The organism is Cobetia sp. cqz5-12 (assembly GCF_016495405.1).
In the GTDB taxonomy this organism is placed as follows: domain Bacteria; phylum Pseudomonadota; class Gammaproteobacteria; order Pseudomonadales; family Halomonadaceae; genus Cobetia.
This window is the reverse complement of record NZ_CP044522.1, coordinates 2,782,125-2,799,033: the sequence shown is the minus strand read 5'-3', so window position 1 is coordinate 2,799,033 and position 16,909 is coordinate 2,782,125. Positions and strand designations below refer to the sequence as shown.

Genomic DNA, 16,909 nt, shown 5'->3' with positions numbered 1-16,909 from the left:
GGCACTACGGGTGAAGCATCGGGTAGCACGCCGTCGAGCGACGGCGCCAGCGGCTCCGAGCGTGATGAACGGAACCACAACACGAACGCAAGCCAAGGGGGTAACGGCATATGAATACTACGACGAACCATGCAAGCTCCGGGCTGGAAGGGCGTCAGCGCCACTCCCGCATGTACGAGCGACTGATGTTCAACTCACTGTGTCAGGCCATCGTCGGTCTGATTCTGGCAGTGGGTGTCCCGCTGCTGCTGATCAATGGCCTGCGCCCGTGGGTCAGCGAGATGCGCATGCACAGTGTCATCGCCGCCAGCGGCGGTTTCCTGCTCGCATTGCAGGCGATTCGTCACATGTCGCGCTACCCCGGTGCCAAGGCCTTCGCCTACGTGCTGCCGGCCATCACCATCAGCTATCTGCTGGCGATGAGCGTGCTGATCGCGCTGGATCTCCGCTTCAGCCGTATCGTGCTGGGCAGCTCGTGGCTTGCCGCGATGTTGATCTGCTCCGTCGGTTTCTGGGCCGAGCAGCGCACCCGCATCCGCAAGCTGGCCGTGGTGCCCTTCGGTGACTATCGCAGCCTGTTCACCACCCGTGGGGCACGCTGGAACCTGATGCGCGCGCCGGACCTGGGCGAAGAGCGCTACAACGGCGTGGTCGCTGACCTGGAAGCCGACATGCCGGCAGAATGGCAGCGTTTCCTGGCCAACTGCGTGCTGCATCGCATTCCGGTCTATGACGCCAGCGAAGTCCGCGAGTCGCTGACCGGGCGTGTCGAGCTCGATCAGGTGCGTGAGAACAGCTTCGGTCAGCTGGCCCCCAACAGTGAATATGAGCTGTTCAAGCGTCTGTTCGACATGCTGGCCGTGCTCGCCGTGGCACCGTTCGTGCTGCCGATCTGCCTGGTGACCGCCGTGCTGATCCGTCTCGATTCGCCGGGTGGCGTGTTCTTCGTGCAGGAGCGTGTCGGCCAGGGCGGTCGTCCGTATCGCATGTTCAAGTTCCGCAGCATGTGCCACGACAGCGAGAAGACCGGCGCCCAGTTCGCCCAGGCCAATGACATGCGTGTCACGCGCATCGGTCGTGTGATCCGCAAGACCCGCATCGATGAGCTGCCGCAGTTCATCAACGTGCTCAAGGGTGAGATGAGCCTGATCGGCCCGCGTCCGGAGCAGGTCAAGTTCGTGAATGAATTCGCCGAACAGATTCCGTTCTACAACTACCGTCACGTGGTCCGTCCGGGCATCACCGGCTGGGCGCAGGTCACTCAGGGCTATGCCTCTGACGCCGATGAGACCCGCGAGAAGCTCGAGCACGACTTCTACTACATCAAGCGCTTCTCCGTGTGGCTCGACCTGCTGATCGTCGGCCGTACCATCAAGACCATGCTGACCGGCTTCGGGGCACGCTGAGCATGCTGACCGTCAGTGGCTATTACGTCGGCTTCATGGCCCTGCTGGTGGCAATCCTGCCGCTGGCCGCCAACGAGCGCACCCGCCTGGTGGGTGCCTGGTTGGCCGGTGGGCTGTGTCTGGCGTTCATGGCATTGCGTTACGACGCAGGGTACGACTACTTCTCGTACCGCCAGATGGCCACCTGGCAGGTCGACCTGAGCTTTCTCGAGCCCGCACCTGCTGCCCTGGCACGCATGGCGCGGGCCTGGGGCGAGCCGCAGCTGTTCTTCATCATCACCGCCATCCTCTACGTGTCGTGCTTCGTCTCGGCACTGGTGATGAGCCGTCGCAATCTGGCCTGGTGTCTGCTGTTCTTCGTCTGCCTGCCGCTGATCTATCTGTCGGCCTTCGGCTTCGTGAAGCAGCACGTGGCGATTGCGCTGTTCTTGCTGGCGATGGCGTGTCTGGAGCGTGGCATGCGGCTGCCCGCGCTGGTGCTGATGCTCGTCGGCACCAGCTTCCACTACACCCTGGCACTCTATCTGCCTCTGCTGGTGATCTATCCGCTGCTGCGCCGTGCCTACCCGTTCTGGCTCTACCTGGGGCTGCTGCCACTGTGTTTCGTGGCCGGGCCGCTGGCCAAGAGCATTCTCAGTGCGCTGGGCCTGTATGCGCATTATTTCGAGGATTTCTCCGGCGGTGGCGAGAAGCTCTACGTCATCTACCTGTTGATCTGCCTGGGCACCCTGGTGCTGTGGAAGCATTTCCGCCTGTCACTGGACCCCTGGGCCTTCAACCTGATGTTCATCGGCGTGGCGCTCTACACCCTGTTCATCACCTACGGTGAGCATGTGGCACGTGCCAGCTATTATTTCCTGCCGTTCGCCATCTTCGTCATCTGTGACGTCATCGAGCATTTCCGCGACAAGCTGTTGCCCAGCCTGATCAGCGGCATGCTGATGATGGCGCTGTTCTTCATGTCGCTGAAGGTGGCGGCCGGCAATCAGGACCACGATTTCTTGAACAACTACGAGTTCTATTTCCTGAGCGATGAAGCGCTGGTCGTCGGCAACGGAGGCCAGTCATGAGCGAAGCGCTGATCTTCTCGCTGTTCAATCTGATGGCGCGCGGCCTGTCCTCCGCCGCGGGCCTGCTGCTGGCGCGTGCCGTGGCACCGGAGGCCTTCGGTGAATACGCCCTGGCCCTCAACTACGCGGTATTGCTGGGCGTACTGGCGCGCATGGGTGGCAACGAGGTGTTGCTGGTCACCCGCGATGGCGCCAGTGGCGCGGCGCTGCGCCGCTGGATGGGCGTCGGTATCTCGCTGTATGCCTTGCTGGCGATCGGCTTCGCCGTCGGCATCGCGCCGCTGCTGGGCCTGTCGGCCTTCATCTTCGCCTTCTGTGCGCTGCGCGCCGCGGCGGAGCAGGTCGGTCTGCAGATGATCAACTCACGCCTGCAGCGTCAGGAACGCCTGGGTCGCGTCAATCTGATGACGGTGCTGATCTCGCTGGCGGTGGCGATCGCGGTCGCCTGCGCGGCAGGCCCGGCGCTCTATCATCAGGGCATCGCGCTTGTGACCGGCGCCGAGTTCAGCGCTGACATGACCACCCCCGCAGGCATGTTCGGCCTGGCGCCGGTGCCGACCTTCGTGATGGTCAGCGCCATCGCGCTGGTCATCGTGATGCTGCTGGGCATGTGGTTGTCACATGATGCAGCGGCAGATGCTCAGGCGGTCGATAGCGACGCCGCGAGCCAGCGTCGCCTGCCGAGCAAGGCCGATTTCGCGCGCGGTCGCGGCTTTCTCTACAACAACCTGATGTCGTTCGCCTACCTGCAGGCCTGGGTGATTCTGGCCGGGCTGGCGTTTGCGCCCGCTCAGGTGGCCAGTGTCTCGGTGGTGACCTCCATCGTGTTCGCGCTCTATGTCTTCCCCACCAGCCTGTATCGCTACTACCTGCCCAAGCTGACCCACGGCGATGCGCGCCTCAAGGAGTATCTGGTCATCGCCAGTGGCTTCGCGCTGCCGGTGGCGGGAGGGCTGGCGCTGGTCGCGCCGTGGCTGGCGGAACACTTCCTGAGCGGCGCCTACCCGCGTCTGACCCTGACGCTGCGCGCCTTCGCGCTGGTCTATCTGGTGCACGCCTTCGTCACCTGCGCCTTCACGCGTCTGGCCGCGCTGCGCCTCAACGGCAAGCGTCTGCTGTGCCAGAGCACCGGCGCCACCCTGGTGGTCGGCGGCGGCCTTGCGATCGCGGCACTCAATCACTCGCTGGGCAACGCATCCGGCGACACCGGCAGCCTTCTGGGCGTCGATCTCTACAGTCTCTTCCTGTGTGTGCCGGTTGCTGCCGAAGTGGTGATGCTGGCGATGGCGATCCTCTTCCAGCCATCACTCTCCCGCAGTGGCAAGGCACACGAAGACAACGCTGCGGCGAGTGCCTGAGCCTGACAAGGCCTCACGCGCAGCAGGAATCGGAAGGTCAGTATCTGCGCCTTCCGGTTGATGACATGACGGCGATGCCAGGCGTTTGGACACAGCCCTCAGGCATCGCGCGTTCCGAATCGCGACATTACGGACAGAAGGACGAACAGCATGGCCAAGATATGCATGACGCACGGATGGCATGACGACAACAAGGGCGACTCCGCCATCCTGATGGGCACCATCGACTTTCTCGATCAGCTGATCGATGCCGAACAGGGCCGCAGCGATGTCTCCGGTGCCGGTGTGGCCAAGGCCGAAGGCCACCGCATCGACATCCTGCCTATCGACGATCAGGTGTTCGCCACCGAGCGCGGGCCCTTCCGCCATATCCGTCGCCGCTACCGTGAACGCGTCACCGTCGGCCAGCCGCTGATGCCGCCGATGCGTGACAAGTTGCGCTTCGTGACCTCGCTGCTCGGCCTGGGCGCCAAGATGATGTTCGGCAAGCAGGGCAAGAGTGGCAACGACATCATCGACGCCGCGGACCTGGTGGTCGTCAAGGGCGGTCATATCTTCCACAACGGCAGCTTCAAGAAGACGCTGTCCTCATGGCTGGCGCTGATCGGCTATCTGGCGCCGGTGATGCTGGCCCGCAAGGCAGGCAAGCGCGTCTTGCTGCTGGGTCACTCCTTCGGCCCGTTCAAGACCCCGGCCCAGGAGCGCTTCTTCCTGCGCACCCTGAGCGATTGCCTGGTGGTCTCGCGTGAGGAGATCACCCACGCCATGACCCAGAAGGCCGACCCGAAGCTGCCACATGCGCTGCTGGGTACCGACATGGCCTTCGCCATGGCGCCGCGCCCGAGTGACGAGCACGGTGAGGTCAAGGCGCCGAATGGCGTGGCCTCGCCGTACGCCGTCATCACCCTGCGCGACTGGTGGGGCCTGGATCAGCAAGCCTTCGCCGAACGTGTCGAGGTGCTGTCACGCTCACTGCTGGAATCCCGCGAGCGTCTGGGCATCGAGCGCCTGCTGGTGGTACCGCATGTGCTGGGCCCGACCGATATCGAGAATGACCAGCGCATCTCCCAGCTGGTCTTCGATCACCTGCAGAAGGCATTGGCTGCCGCTGACGGCGGTGAAGACCTGGCCAAGCGCATCGAGCTGGTGCAGGGCGACCCGAGCCCGGATGCGCTGGTCGATCTCTACCGCGATGCCCAGTTCCTGGTCGGCACGCGCTTCCACTCCGTCATCTTCGCGCTGATGTCCGGCACGCCGGTCTACGCGCTGTCCTACTGCGGGCCCAAGGCGCCGGGCATCATGCGTGACTTCGGTCTCGGCGACAGCGTGCAGGACATCGAAAACTTCGACCCGGCGCGCATCGTGGCCGATATCGAGGCGCTGGTCGCCGACAAGGCCTTCCCGGCGCTGGCCGAGCGCGTCATCGCCGAGAAGCTGGCGATCACCGCCGACATCACGCGTGACTTCCTGCGCCGTGCACCGGGACGTGCCGGTGTCTGGGGCCAGCGTGAACTGAAGCTCAATGATGCTGCCTTCCCGACGCCGGCGGCACCCAGGTCAACCACCCCTGAGGCGGCCGATGACGCGGCGGCCGCTGCCGTGGCCGCAGATGCACCGGCCTCGGGGCACGACACGGCGGACAACGAGCCTGTCGTGCGAGGAGCCTGATATGGCACATGTCGCTCTGTTGATTCAGGACATCAGCGCCTGTGGTGGCGTCGAGAAGGTGATGCATGGTCTGGCGCGGGACCTGAGCGCCAGCCACCGGGTCACGCTGGTCTCGGTGCGCGAAGGCGAGCCCTACTGGGGGCGTCTGGAGGGTGTCGAATATCGCACCCTCGGGCTGCCGGCCACCGGCACGCGCCAGAACTTCCGCCATTGGGTGACGCATCTGCGTCGCCTGATGCTGGAGGAGCGGATCGAGGTGATGGTCAGTGGCTACTTCGCCTTCCATCTGGCGGCGCAGCTGGCGGCACGCGGTACCGGTGGCGTCGATGGTGAGGGGCGTCCGCGTCCGCGCACGCGCATCATCGCCCAGGAGCACAGCGCCTATCACCACGACCGCCGTGCCAAACGCATCGTCAAGCAGTTGGCCTATCGCCACCTCGATGTGCTGCAGGTGCTCAATGAGGTCGATGCCGAATGCTGGCGTCGCCGCGGCCTCACGCCGACGGTGATTCCCAATTATCTGGATGACCAGCGGGCGGACGAGGCACGCAGCGGCTGCGAGCATCAGGTCGATGTGGTGATGGTCGGGCGTCTGGCGCCGATCAAGCGCCTCGATCTGGCGATTCGTGCCTTCGCGGATTCCGGCTATCGTCGCGGTCGCCTGGTGGTGGTCGGTGACGGCCCGGAGCGTGAACGTCTGCTGGCGCTGTGCAACGAGCTGGGCCTGCGTGCCTTCCAGGGCGCCAACGACAGCACGGTGCCTGCCGGCACTCAGGTGCTGTTCACCGGCGCGCTCAGGGATGTCTCCCCCGAGCTGCGGCGTGCACGCCTGCTGCTGCTGACCTCGGAGCGCGAATGCCTGCCGATGAACGTGATCGAGGCCAAGCGTGAGGGACTGCCGTGCCTGTCGCGCCCGGTGCGTTCCGGCCCGCTGGCGCTGATCGAGCATGGCCGCGACGGGATGCTCAGCGCGGAAGCGGATGGCAGTGAGGATGCCGCCATCATCGGGGAGCTTGCCCACGAGCTGGCGCGCCTCGAGTTCGATGACGAGCTTCTGCTGCGCCTCTCGAACGGTGCCTGGCAGAGCTTTGACCGCTACAGCGCACACGCGGTGCTGCCGCAATATCAGCGTCTGATCTCGCGTCTCGCGCCGCCGACGCCCGGCGATGCGCTGGATAGCGAGCAGGCGCGTCAGGACTCATCCGCAGACACGCGCCCAGACACACACTCGCGTCGCGTTCAGCGACAGCCGCTTGAGGAGAAGGTCCATGGCTGATGTCTCCGTCATCATGCCCAACTACGGCTATGACCGCCGCCTGCATGCCGCCGTCGACTCGGTACTGGCCCAGAGCGAGCCGGTACGCGAGATCCTGATCAGCGACGATGCCTCGCCGGATGGTACTGCCAGTCGTCTGCGTGACGACTTCGCGGCGCTGGACACCGCTGGCGTCGAGATCCGCGTGCTGGAAACCGACACCAACGGTGGCCCGGGCCGGGCACGCAACCGTGCCATCGCCGAGGCCAAGGGCCGCTACATCGCCTTTCTGGATGCCGACGATGCCTGGCTGCCCGAGAAGATCGAACGCCAGATCGCCTTCATGCAGGACACCGGCGCCGGGCTTTCCTACACCGGCTACGAGATGGTCGATGAGCAGGGCGAGCACGTCTCGTACTTCGCGCCGCCCGAGCGCCTGACGCGTGACGACATGCTGCGCTCCAACTCCATCGGGTGTCTGACCGCCATCTATGACGCCGGTCGCTACGGGCGCTTCTACATGCCGACGATCCGCAAGCGTCAGGACCTGGCGCTGTGGCTGATCATCATCGGTCAGCTGGGCCCGGCGCAGGGCATGCCGGAACCGCTGGCGCGCTATACGCGTCGCGAGAGCAGCGTGTCGTCCAACAAGTTCAAGGCCGCCGCCTACCAGTGGCGCCTGTATCGTGAGGTGCTGGGGATGGATGTGATCAGCGCCAGTCGCAACTTTGTCCATTACGCGGTGAACGGTTATGCAAAACATCGTTGAACAGGATGTCGCGGCGTCCGCGACACCTTCCACCGAGTCCACGGCGGCTTCCCGCCACGCCGATGCAAGCGCGCAGCCGACCCTCGATTCGCGCCCGCGTGTGCTGGTCGGGGCACGCCAGGTGGATGACAGCGCGCGTCGCCAGGTGCCGGAGCTGACCTTCCTGATCTCGACGCTGGATGATGGCCTTTACAGCGTGCCGCGTCATGATGCGCTGCCCGGGGCGCGTTTCCTGATCGTGCATCAGCTGTCTGACCCCGCGCGCCGCGAGCAATATCGCGAGTACGCGCTGGCCAATTTCGATAGCCGTTTCGAGTACCTGGCGATCGACGGGCGAGGGCTGTCCAAGAGCCGCAACACGGCGCTGGCCGCCTGTGCCACGCGTTATGCCTATGTGCTGGATGACGATATCGAGCTGCATCCCCAGGCCGTCGCGCTGGTGATGGAAGCCTTCACCTGCACCGAAGCGGCCGCGATCAGCTTCCCTCACGTCAAGGCCTTCCCGCTGCATGAGCGGGACCCGGATCGGCCTGCGCCGCCGGTGTCCTTCAAGACCCACAGTCTGATGTCACTGGCGCGCGTGCGCTCGGTGGACATGGCGCTGGATCTCTGCCAGTTCCATGCACGCTTTGATGAACAGTTCGGCCTGGGCACCGATCAACCCTCCGGCGAGGAGTTCATCGTGCTGAGCGATGCGCGTCGTCAGGGCGCGCGTCTGATGCGTGCCAATCTGGGCATCGTCGCTCATGCGGGGGTCACCTCCGGCAGCGACTTCTACAGTACGCCGGCCAAGGCGCGCACCAAGGGGCGCATGTTTGCCCGCGCCACCGGCAGTCGTTTCTCGCCGTTGTCATTGGCCTTTTTCCTGCGCAAGGCGCCGGTCGCCATGAAGCATGGCCACCTGGCAACCTTCGCGAAGCATTACTTTCGCTGATGGCCGCCGCACCGCTGATGGCTCTCATCGGCTGATGGCTCTCATTGGCTGATGGCTCTCATTGGCTGATGGCTCTCATTGGCTGATGGCTCTCATCTGATGACGGCTCTAGCGCGAAGGCATGGCCATCCATGAGGTGGCCATTGCCGCTCGGGTAGTCAATTGATCGAGCGGCATATGAGGGAGGTTGCGACAGGCAAGATCAGAAAGATAAGTCACAAGTTATCTAGGGTCATGTTTTGGATCATATTGCGCCCGACAGGATGACTTTTCACGAAGTTGCTTTATAACAGAGCCACACTTCGGGCAGCGATTGCTGCCCGTCACTGACTCAAGCAGCGCGTCTTATCTCTGCGAGCTAACTGCAGTCTGCCTGCAATCACCCTGCGAGCCGCCTGGCCCGTGGGTTGGGTAACCTCGCGCCGCTGTCACGAAATATCGCGGTTCAATGGGGGTTGAGTTCCTTGCACAGGACATTGTCGGCATTTCATTTTCGGCAAAGAAAGGCGAGATATTCCGCCTGCGAAGACATCTCTTGAGAGAGAGCCGAGAGAGAGCTGAGAGAGAGCCGAGAGAGCAGGAATTGATGGCGAAATGCCATTGGAGTCCGCCTCGATTGTCGCTGGAAAGCCGTCAGATGTGCACAGGATTCAGCCGTCATTACCTCGTTTCACTTCAAGTATCACGACACGATCTGGCGACAAGGCCAGCAAGGATGACATCAATGAAGATCACGATTTTTGGAAGCGGTTATGTCGGTCTGGTCACGGGCACCTGCCTGGCCGACGTCGGCCACGACGTAGTGTGCATGGATGTGGACGCCGCCAAGATCGAGGGTCTCAAGCAGGGCGAGATTCCCATCTATGAGCCGGGCCTGGAAGGCATGTTGCTGCGCAACGTTGAAGCCGGTCGCCTGAGCTTCACCACCGACGCGCGTGAAGCCGTCGAACATGGCGTGCTGCAGTTCATCGCCGTGGGCACGCCGCCGGACGAAGACGGCAGTGCCGACCTCAAGTACGTGCTGTCCGTCGCCACCACCATCGGCGAGCACATGAATGACTACAAGGTCATCATCGACAAGTCCACCGTGCCGGTGGGCACGGCGGACCGCGTCAAGGCGCGGGTCAAGGACGTGCTCAAGGACCGTGGTGCCAGCGTCGATTTCGATGTCTGCTCCAACCCGGAATTCCTCAAGGAAGGTGCGGCACTGGACGACTTCACGCGTGGCGCGCGCATCGTGGTTGGCACCGATTCCGAAGCCGTGCGTGAGCGCATGCGTGAATGCTACGCCCCCTACAACCGCAACCATGAAAAGCTGATGTTCATGGATGTACGTGCTGCCGAGCTGACCAAGTACGCCGCCAACGCGATGCTGGCGACCAAGATCAGCTTCATGAACGAGATCTCCAATCTGGCCGAGCGCCTGGGGGCGGACATCGAGGAAGTGCGTCGCGGCATCGGCAGTGACCCGCGCATCGGCTACCACTTCATCTATCCGGGCTGTGGTTATGGTGGCTCCTGCTTCCCGAAGGATGTTCAGGCGCTGGCACGTACCGCTAGTCAGATCGGTTATGAAGCCGAGCTGCTGACCGCCGTGGAATCCGTCAACAAGCGCCAGAAGGTCACGCTGTTCGACAAGCTGTCGCGAGCCTTCGATGGCGACCTCAAGGGCAAGACCATCGCCGTCTGGGGGCTGGCCTTCAAGCCCAATACCGACGACATGCGCGATGCGCCGAGCCGCACGCTGATGGAAGCGCTGTGGGCGGCGGGTGCGACCGTGCAGGCCTATGATCCGGAAGCGATGAAGGAATGCCGCCGCATCTACGGCGAGCGCGATGAGCTGGTGCTGGTCGCGGACCGTCAGCAGGCCGTCAAGGGCGCCGATGCACTGGTGATCTGCACGGAGTGGAAGGAATTCCGCACCTTGGATGGCGAGTGGCTGAAGGCGCAGCTCGGCTTCCCGGTGGTGGTCGATGGCCGCAACCTGTTCGAGCCCGCCGCCATGAAGGCCGCTGGCCTGATGTATTACGCGGTCGGCCGCGGCGACACCCTGCTGCTGAATCAGGCTTGAGCTTGCGGCCTGGCATCACAGTCCAGGCGTCAGTGCTCAAGTGCCAGTGCTCAAGCGTCAATGCTCAGACATCAAGGCTCAAGCCGGCATTGAACGTCGCTGGAAGATTCAGCACGCGTACCTGATCTGCGTACGCACTCCCTGAAAGACATCCATTCAGTCATGCCACCCTCTCTCATGAGGGTGGCATGCAGTAGAGGAATTTCTCATGTGTGGCATCGTTGCCGGTCTGGCTCAGCGTGATATCAGCAAGATTCTCATCGAGGGGCTGCATCGCCTCGAATACCGCGGTTATGACTCCGCCGGCGTGGCGGTCATCGACCCTGCCGGTGAACTGCGTCGTGCGCGTGCCGTGGGAAAGGTGCGTGCGCTGGAAGACGAGTTGCGTGAGGCGCCGCTGTCCGGCGCCATCGGCGTGGCGCACACCCGCTGGGCGACCCACGGGCGTCCTGCCCAGCATAATGCGCACCCACATCTCTCCAGTGAGCGGGTCGCCGTCGTGCACAACGGCATCATCGAGAACCACGAAGCGCTGCGCGGCGAGCTGGAAGGCGCTGGCTATGTCTTCACGTCCGAGACGGATACCGAAGTGGTCGCGCACCTCGTCGATCGCGAACTGTGCAGCGGCCTGGCACTGCCGGAGGCCGTCAATGCGGTCACCGCGCGTCTCGATGGCGCCTTCGCGCTGGCGGTAATGGAGCAGCGCAACCCCGAACTGCTGGTTGGTGCCCGCCAGGGCAGCCCGCTGGTGGTCGGTGTCGGGATCGATGAGCACTTCATCGCCTCCGATCCGCTGGCGCTGCTGCCGGTCACCGATCGCTTCATCTATCTCGATGAAGGCGACATGGTCGCCATCAGCCCCAACGGCATCCAGGTGCTGGAACGTACCGGCGATCGTGATGAGCTGACACCGGTCACGCGTGAAGTGGTGCGTTACGAACACAGCGTCGAAGCTGCCGGCAAGGGCGAGTATCGCCACTTCATGATGAAGGAGATCATGGAGCAGCCGCGTGTGCTGTCGCGCACGCTGGCCGAGCGACTGGACCCGAAAGGCGTGCGTCTGGAGGCCTTCGATGTCTCGCGCCATTCCTTCCTCGCCGCCAGCGCTGGCAACGAGAGCGGCGCCGAGAAAGGCAAGCAGGTCGTGGATGTGGCGCGTCTGACACAGCTGTTCGCCGATGTGCGTCAGGTACAGATCATCGCCTGTGGTACCAGCTATCACGCCGGCATGGTGGCGCGTTACTGGCTGGAAGAGGTCGCCGGCATTCCGGCCCAGGTCGAGGTGGCCTCGGAATTCCGTTATCGCGAGCGCGTCGCGGCGCCGGGCACGCTGTTCCTGACGCTGTCCCAGTCCGGCGAGACCGCCGATACACTGGCGGCGCTGCGCGACATCCAGAAGCTCAACCGTGAAGGCCCGCAGGCCGGTCACTATCTGGCAAGCCTTGCCATCTGCAACGTGGCCGGAAGCTCGCTGGTGCGTGAATCCGACCTGTCACTGCTGACCCATGCAGGGCCGGAGATCGGTGTCGCCTCTACCAAGGCCTTCACCACCCAGTTGGTAGCACTCATGCTGACCACCCTGGCGCTGCGTCAGGCCAAGAGCGACGGACAGGCGGATGACCTGTTGAGCCGTCAGCTGCTGATGCGCCTCAAGGACCTGCCGCACGTGATCGAGCAATCCCTGGCGCTGGACACGGAAATCGCGCAGCTGGCGGAGAAGTTCATGCACCGTCACCATACCCTGTTCCTCGGGCGTGGCAGCCAGTATCCCATCGCCATGGAAGGGGCGCTCAAGCTCAAGGAAATCTCCTATATCCACGCCGAAGCCTACGCGGCCGGTGAGCTCAAGCACGGCCCGCTGGCGCTGATCGACGAAGACATGCCGGTGGTGGCGGTCGCGCCGATGGATGATCTGATGGAGAAGCTGAAGTCCAACCTGCAGGAAGTTCGCGCCCGCGGCGGCCAGCTGTTCGTGTTCGCCGACCCGGAAGTCAGCCTCAAGGCCGGTGAAGGGGTTCACGTCGTCACCGTGCCGGGCGTGTGCCGCTTCCTCGCACCGATCGTCTACGCGGTGCCGCTGCAGCTGCTCTCCTATCACGTCGCTGTGCTCAAGGGCACCGATGTCGATCAGCCGCGCAACCTGGCCAAGAGTGTCACGGTGGAGTGATCGACTGCGTTTGAGGCCATGAAGTAGACAACATGCAGAAGACAAAAGGGACTGCCCATGGGCAGTCCCTTTTTTGTTGCAGGCTATATCGAGAGCCTTGTCGCGAGCTTTCTCGAGAACTGGATCTCTGGAAATGCTCGTCAGCGCTTCACATGAGCCAGCAGACGCTGCCAGAAGCGCATCATCGGTGACTGGCGATGCGCGTCGGCGTCTGGTTCTGACTCTTCATCAGAGTCGTCATCAGAGGCTTCATCAGCCTCTTCATCAAGGGCTGGGCTGGAATGACGAAGTCAGAAGCGCTCCCCTGACGGTGCCATCATCCAGCGCGAGCTGCCCGCCGGGAGACGTCCCGCCTGCACATCCTCATCGAGCTTTCTGCCCGCCGCCTTGATGGCCTCAAGCGTGCTCTCTGACAGTTCGATGAAGCCTGCATCGTCCGCGGGATCAGCCGCATCCTGTGCGGGTGGAGGCTGAGACATCAGACCAGGCCCTTGATGATCAGATTGACACTCGAGACCAGCAGAATGGCATAGGCGACCTGACGCAGACGATTGTCACTCAAGGGCGGCGGGAAGCGGCGCGCCAGCTCGGTGAAGAGCATCACCACGAGGGCACCCGACAGACCCACGAGCAGCAGCTGGGGCAGGGTGTCGCCGATACGCCCCGGGGCCGCGATGCTGAGGCCCATGCGCACGATGCCGGTGACGATGAAGACACCGAACAGCGTGCAGCGTATGGCGATCAGGGTCATCGGCTGACGATAGAGCACGACCACCAGAGGCGGGCCATTGGCCGCGAATAGCCCCCCCATCAGGCCTGACAGAACACCCGCGGTATGAAAGTGCCAGCGTGGCGATGTCGTGGCACGCGGGCCCGGTTGAGCCAGCAGGGCGAGACAGGCGATCAGGATGACGATGCCCAGCAACATGCCCAGCAGCGGGGCTCTCTCGCTACCCAGCCAGACCGCCAGGAAATAGCCCACCGGCAACATTGGCAGGCTGGTGACAAGCAGGCGGCGTGCCAGACGCGGATTGATCTCTCGCCAGTGCCCACGCATGGCCATCCCGTTGTTGAACAGGCCCAGCAGGGTACACAGCAACGCGGCGCTCTCGATGGGCAGCACATCAAGGGTCGCCAGCAGGCCCATCACGATCAATCCGAAGGCAAAACCGGTCAGGGTCTGGATATAGCTGGCGAGTGCCAGACTCACCATGATGGCGACAAGTTGCCAAGGCTCCATGAAGTCTCCGTGGGCAGGGTGGGATAGAACGACAGGGCACGGCGTCTCTGGCTCCATCATGTGCGACGCCGTGGCGTTGGCAGGCAAGGAAGCTTGAGAGTAGGGCAGTGTGCGTGCGGGCAGGCCGACCAATGCCTGCCATCATAGCCTGCATCGCGCTCCGGCAGTATGACACTCGTGCAAGGTGCTCACGTTGATGTGCGTCACATAGGGGAGCGAGCATGATGGTTTTGGTCGCGCTGGCTCAATTGGCTCAGTGGGCGGGGCGTATTTCAGTAGTCACTGATTGTCAGTATCTGGCATGAGTTGCCGGAGGATTGGCGCATAAACGCTCATGATTTCGGCTTTTGGCAACAGCGCAGCTTGTTTGGGCTGGGGGGGATTATTAGTCTGTGGTCAACGGCGGGGCAGGAAGTGTCGCCATTTACTGCCACTTTCTGCCACCACCTTTCTCACGAGCGGTCATCTCTCCAGTGTCCACTCCTCAGGGCGACGTCGCTCACCTGTCATCTTCAGTGCAGGTTCAGCTTCTGTCAGATGATCGGGCATCAAGCACTAAAATATAAGAAATTGCGAATAAAAGTCAGTCGCAAGAACTGACCCACTCTTCAGTGCAGTGTGTGCTCTGCTTCGCGGGCGCTGGTCGGCTGTGCTGGTCAATGACAGTGAACAATAAAGAAGGCAGGGCATGGAACGCTATACAGGGAAGTCGCCTTACTTTTCCATCGTGACGCCAAATCACAATTCAGGGGATGGTCTTGCGCGCTGTATCAACAGCTTGCGTGACAACCAGGCATCCTATGAACATATCATCATTGATGATTGCTCGACGGATGATGGATTCCTGTGGGCTGAGCGACAGGCGCAGCAGCAAATGGAGCAGCAATCCTCAGTGTCCACGCCGCCCGGCGAGATGCCTGACATCCCCGGGCGGCTGGTGCTGCGCCGCAACTCCCGCAACATGGGGCCGGGCGGCACGCGCAATCATGGTCTGAGCCTGGTTACCGGCCGCTATGTGCTGTTCTGTGACGCCGATGATCATTTCGCGCCCGGCGCGCTGGATATTCTGCAGGCCCGCATCGAGGCGTTCGATTCGCCCGAGGCGGTGGTCTTCCGTTATTGCCTGCAGGGCCCCAAGGGCGATCATGACAGCCTGGCGTTCTGCCAGCAGGCAGAGGAACGCCCGCTGGCCCGCGCCTTTCGTGACTTCATGCATGACACCATCGTGTCGTCCCCCTGGGGCAAGGCGATCCGCGCCGATCTGGCCTGCTCGCTGAGCTTCCCTGATCTGCCCGTGTCGCAGGATGGCCTCTATAACCTGGATCTGTTCGGGCGCGCGGAGCGCGTGCTGTATCTGCCCGAGGTGCTGTATTACTTCGACAAGCGCAGCGATGGTTCTCTGACGCGCAAGCCGTTCAGCAACCTGGAGCTGGACAAGTTCCACCGCAGCTGGCGGGTCTTCGCGGAGCATTATCGTGAGCATTTCGCCGCGACGCACGGCATGGCCCTGCTGGAAATCCGCGGCCTGCGTTTCGTCGGCGTCAGCTTCATCATGCGTCAGGCGATCAACAAGACGGCGGATGATTCGCGAGTGCGCAAGGTCGTGCTCGATCAGGTGCGACAAGCGTCCTGGTCATCTCTGCGCCAGCTCTCGCTGAAGGAGCAGGCGCTGTTGATGAGCTATGCAGTGAGCCCGGCCTTGTCCCGGCAACTTGTCCGCCGGAGCCAATACGCCTCATGAGCACTCACAGACATATCCTGTTCTATACCGGTGCCCAGTCACGCACCGGCGGCACCGAGCGTGCCTGCGCCGATACCGCCAACATGCTGGCCGCCAGTGGCGATTATCAGGTCGAGATCCTCAGCGAATATGGCCCGGCGGAGAGTCCCTATCCGCTGCATGACGATATCGCGCACGAATCACTCTATCCCGAGCGCTCGCATCTGGGCGCCGTGCGTGGCCTGTGGCTGTTCCTGCGTCTGCTGTGGGTGGTGCTGCGCAAGCGCCCGGATGTGGTGGTGGTGGTCGAAAGCATCGGCTTCCTGCCCTTCCTGCTGCCGACGCTGCTCTGTCGCCGCACGCGCTACCTGTGCTGGGAGCACTTCAATGCCACCTCGGATCTCGGCGTTGCCCGCCGTGATACGGCGCGGCGTCTGGCGGCGCATCGCGCCGACCGCATCGTGGTGCTGTCGCATGAAGATCGCCAGTACTGGGAGCGGCTGCATCCAGCGGCGCGCGAGCGACTCAGCGTGGTGCCCAACCTCAATCCGCTGGAGCATGTCGCCGCCGAGCGCCAGACGTCCCAGAGTCGTGGTGGCAGTGCTGAGCAAGTGGCGAAGTCACGCGGCGCCAAATCGCCCAAGGTGGCGGTGGCCGTCGGTCGCCTCGAACCGCAGAAGGGCTTCGATCTGCTGCTCGAGGCCTGGGCGGCGTTGCCTGAGGCGACCCGTGATGGCTGGGTCTTGCGCATCGTCGGCGAGGGGGCACAGCGTGGCGCCCTGATGGCGCAGGCCGAGCGCCTGAAGATCACCCATCAGCTGCAGATGCCGGGCCAATGCCGGGACATTCAGCGCGAATACGCCGCGGCGGACCTGTTCGTGCTCTCGTCGCGCTTCGAGGGCTTTGGCCTGGTGCTGGTCGAGGCGCTGAGCTGTGGTGTGCCCTGTGTCAGCTTCGCGTGCCCGGCCGGGCCAGGCGAGATCATCAAGCATGGCGTCAATGGCTATCTGGTCGCGCAGGGCGATGTAGACGCCATGACCCGTCAGCTTGATGAGGTGCTGGGGGATGAGGCGGTGCTCGAGAGGCTGCGCGCCAATGTGGATTACGGGCTGGACCGTTTCTCCCGCAATACCGTCGAAGCCAGCTGGCGCACGGTGCTTGAGGGTCTGGAAGCCCCGGCGCTGTTGAAAGTGATCTGAGCGGCTGGCCGCCGTGTTGGCGCCTGGGTGACGGTGGCAGGCAATACCGATA

At 63.3% G+C, this 16,909-nt stretch carries 13 protein-coding genes; 11 read left to right on the top strand and 2 right to left on the bottom strand.

Annotated features, from left to right (window positions below; translation table 11 throughout):
- The first annotated feature begins 110 nt into the window (after window positions 1–110).
- From F8A90_RS17590 to glmS, 9 genes are all read left to right on the top strand, one after another.
- The gene (locus F8A90_RS17590; RefSeq protein ID WP_233593303.1) at window positions 111–1,406 is read left to right on the top strand and encodes a sugar transferase; all 1,296 of its coding nucleotides are present in this window, start codon (window positions 111–113) and stop codon (window positions 1,404–1,406) included.
- 2 nt (window positions 1,407–1,408) lie between these two features.
- Window positions 1,409–2,476, top strand: coding sequence for an EpsG family protein (locus F8A90_RS11670; RefSeq protein WP_200017272.1), 1,068 nt, complete (start codon window positions 1,409–1,411; stop codon window positions 2,474–2,476).
- A complete protein-coding gene (locus F8A90_RS11665; protein WP_200017271.1) occupies window positions 2,473–3,834 on the top strand; it encodes a hypothetical protein in 1,362 nt (453 codons plus the stop codon). The genes F8A90_RS11670 and F8A90_RS11665 overlap by 4 nt, the downstream gene beginning before the upstream one ends.
- A 150-nt stretch (window positions 3,835–3,984) precedes the next feature.
- A complete protein-coding gene (locus F8A90_RS11660; RefSeq protein WP_200017270.1) occupies window positions 3,985–5,502 on the top strand; it encodes a polysaccharide pyruvyl transferase family protein in 1,518 nt (505 codons plus the stop codon).
- A gap of 1 nt (window position 5,503) precedes the next feature.
- A complete protein-coding gene (locus tag F8A90_RS11655; protein WP_200017269.1) occupies window positions 5,504–6,778 on the top strand; it encodes a glycosyltransferase in 1,275 nt (424 codons plus the stop codon).
- Window positions 6,771–7,526: a glycosyltransferase family 2 protein gene (locus tag F8A90_RS11650; RefSeq protein WP_200017268.1), complete on the top strand. Its 756-nt coding sequence runs from the start codon at window positions 6,771–6,773 to the stop codon at window positions 7,524–7,526. The genes F8A90_RS11655 and F8A90_RS11650 overlap by 8 nt, the downstream gene beginning before the upstream one ends.
- Window positions 7,510–8,460, top strand: coding sequence for a glycosyltransferase family A protein (locus F8A90_RS11645; protein WP_200017267.1), 951 nt, complete (start codon window positions 7,510–7,512; stop codon window positions 8,458–8,460). The genes F8A90_RS11650 and F8A90_RS11645 overlap by 17 nt, the downstream gene beginning before the upstream one ends.
- 724 nt (window positions 8,461–9,184) lie before the next feature.
- Window positions 9,185–10,531 carry a UDP-glucose dehydrogenase family protein gene (locus F8A90_RS11640; protein ID WP_200017266.1) on the top strand — a complete coding sequence of 449 codons (1,347 nt, stop codon included), beginning with the start codon at window positions 9,185–9,187 and terminating at the stop codon, window positions 10,529–10,531.
- 208 nt (window positions 10,532–10,739) lie between these two features.
- Window positions 10,740–12,698 carry a glutamine--fructose-6-phosphate transaminase (isomerizing) gene (glmS, locus tag F8A90_RS11635; protein WP_200017265.1) on the top strand — a complete coding sequence of 653 codons (1,959 nt, stop codon included), beginning with the start codon at window positions 10,740–10,742 and terminating at the stop codon, window positions 12,696–12,698.
- Window positions 12,699–12,988: 290 nt separating this feature from the next.
- Here glmS and F8A90_RS11630 read toward each other — a convergent pair whose 3' ends face one another.
- The gene (locus tag F8A90_RS11630; RefSeq protein WP_200017264.1) at window positions 12,989–13,177 is read right to left on the bottom strand and encodes a hypothetical protein; all 189 of its coding nucleotides are present in this window, start codon (window positions 13,175–13,177) and stop codon (window positions 12,989–12,991) included.
- Window positions 13,177–13,938 carry a sulfite exporter TauE/SafE family protein gene (locus F8A90_RS11625; RefSeq protein ID WP_200017263.1) on the bottom strand — a complete coding sequence of 254 codons (762 nt, stop codon included), beginning with the start codon at window positions 13,936–13,938 and terminating at the stop codon, window positions 13,177–13,179. Before F8A90_RS11625 ends, F8A90_RS11630 begins: the two co-directional genes overlap by 1 nt.
- 688 nt (window positions 13,939–14,626) lie before the next feature.
- Here F8A90_RS11625 and F8A90_RS11620 point away from each other — a divergent pair.
- Window positions 14,627–15,679, top strand: coding sequence for a glycosyltransferase family 2 protein (locus F8A90_RS11620; protein ID WP_200017262.1), 1,053 nt, complete (start codon window positions 14,627–14,629; stop codon window positions 15,677–15,679).
- Complete coding sequence (locus tag F8A90_RS11615) at window positions 15,676–16,857, top strand: glycosyltransferase family 4 protein (protein WP_200017261.1); 1,182 nt, start codon at window positions 15,676–15,678, stop codon at window positions 16,855–16,857. The genes F8A90_RS11620 and F8A90_RS11615 overlap by 4 nt, the downstream gene beginning before the upstream one ends.
- Window positions 16,858–16,909 lie beyond the last annotated feature (52 nt).

What these genes read in the sequence shown, in the direction of transcription:
- F8A90_RS11670 (WP_200017272.1), top strand. Translation starts at nt 1,409, where the DNA reads ATGCTGACCGTCAGTGGCTATTACGTCGGCTTCATGGCCCTGCTGGTG.
- F8A90_RS17590 (WP_233593303.1), top strand. Translation starts at nt 111, where the DNA reads ATGAATACTACGACGAACCATGCAAGCTCCGGGCTGGAAGGGCGTCAG.
- F8A90_RS11620 (WP_200017262.1), top strand. Translation starts at nt 14,627, where the DNA reads ATGGAACGCTATACAGGGAAGTCGCCTTACTTTTCCATCGTGACGCCA.
- F8A90_RS11640 (WP_200017266.1), top strand. Translation starts at nt 9,185, where the DNA reads ATGAAGATCACGATTTTTGGAAGCGGTTATGTCGGTCTGGTCACGGGC.
- F8A90_RS11655 (WP_200017269.1), top strand. Translation starts at nt 5,504, where the DNA reads ATGGCACATGTCGCTCTGTTGATTCAGGACATCAGCGCCTGTGGTGGC.
- F8A90_RS11625 (WP_200017263.1), bottom strand. Translation starts at nt 13,938, where the DNA reads ATGGAGCCTTGGCAACTTGTCGCCATCATGGTGAGTCTGGCACTCGCC.
- F8A90_RS11615 (WP_200017261.1), top strand. Translation starts at nt 15,676, where the DNA reads ATGAGCACTCACAGACATATCCTGTTCTATACCGGTGCCCAGTCACGC.
- F8A90_RS11660 (WP_200017270.1), top strand. Translation starts at nt 3,985, where the DNA reads ATGGCCAAGATATGCATGACGCACGGATGGCATGACGACAACAAGGGC.
- F8A90_RS11645 (WP_200017267.1), top strand. Translation starts at nt 7,510, where the DNA reads ATGCAAAACATCGTTGAACAGGATGTCGCGGCGTCCGCGACACCTTCC.
- F8A90_RS11630 (WP_200017264.1), bottom strand. Translation starts at nt 13,177, where the DNA reads ATGTCTCAGCCTCCACCCGCACAGGATGCGGCTGATCCCGCGGACGAT.
- F8A90_RS11665 (WP_200017271.1), top strand. Translation starts at nt 2,473, where the DNA reads ATGAGCGAAGCGCTGATCTTCTCGCTGTTCAATCTGATGGCGCGCGGC.
- glmS (WP_200017265.1), top strand. Translation starts at nt 10,740, where the DNA reads ATGTGTGGCATCGTTGCCGGTCTGGCTCAGCGTGATATCAGCAAGATT.
- F8A90_RS11650 (WP_200017268.1), top strand. Translation starts at nt 6,771, where the DNA reads ATGGCTGATGTCTCCGTCATCATGCCCAACTACGGCTATGACCGCCGC.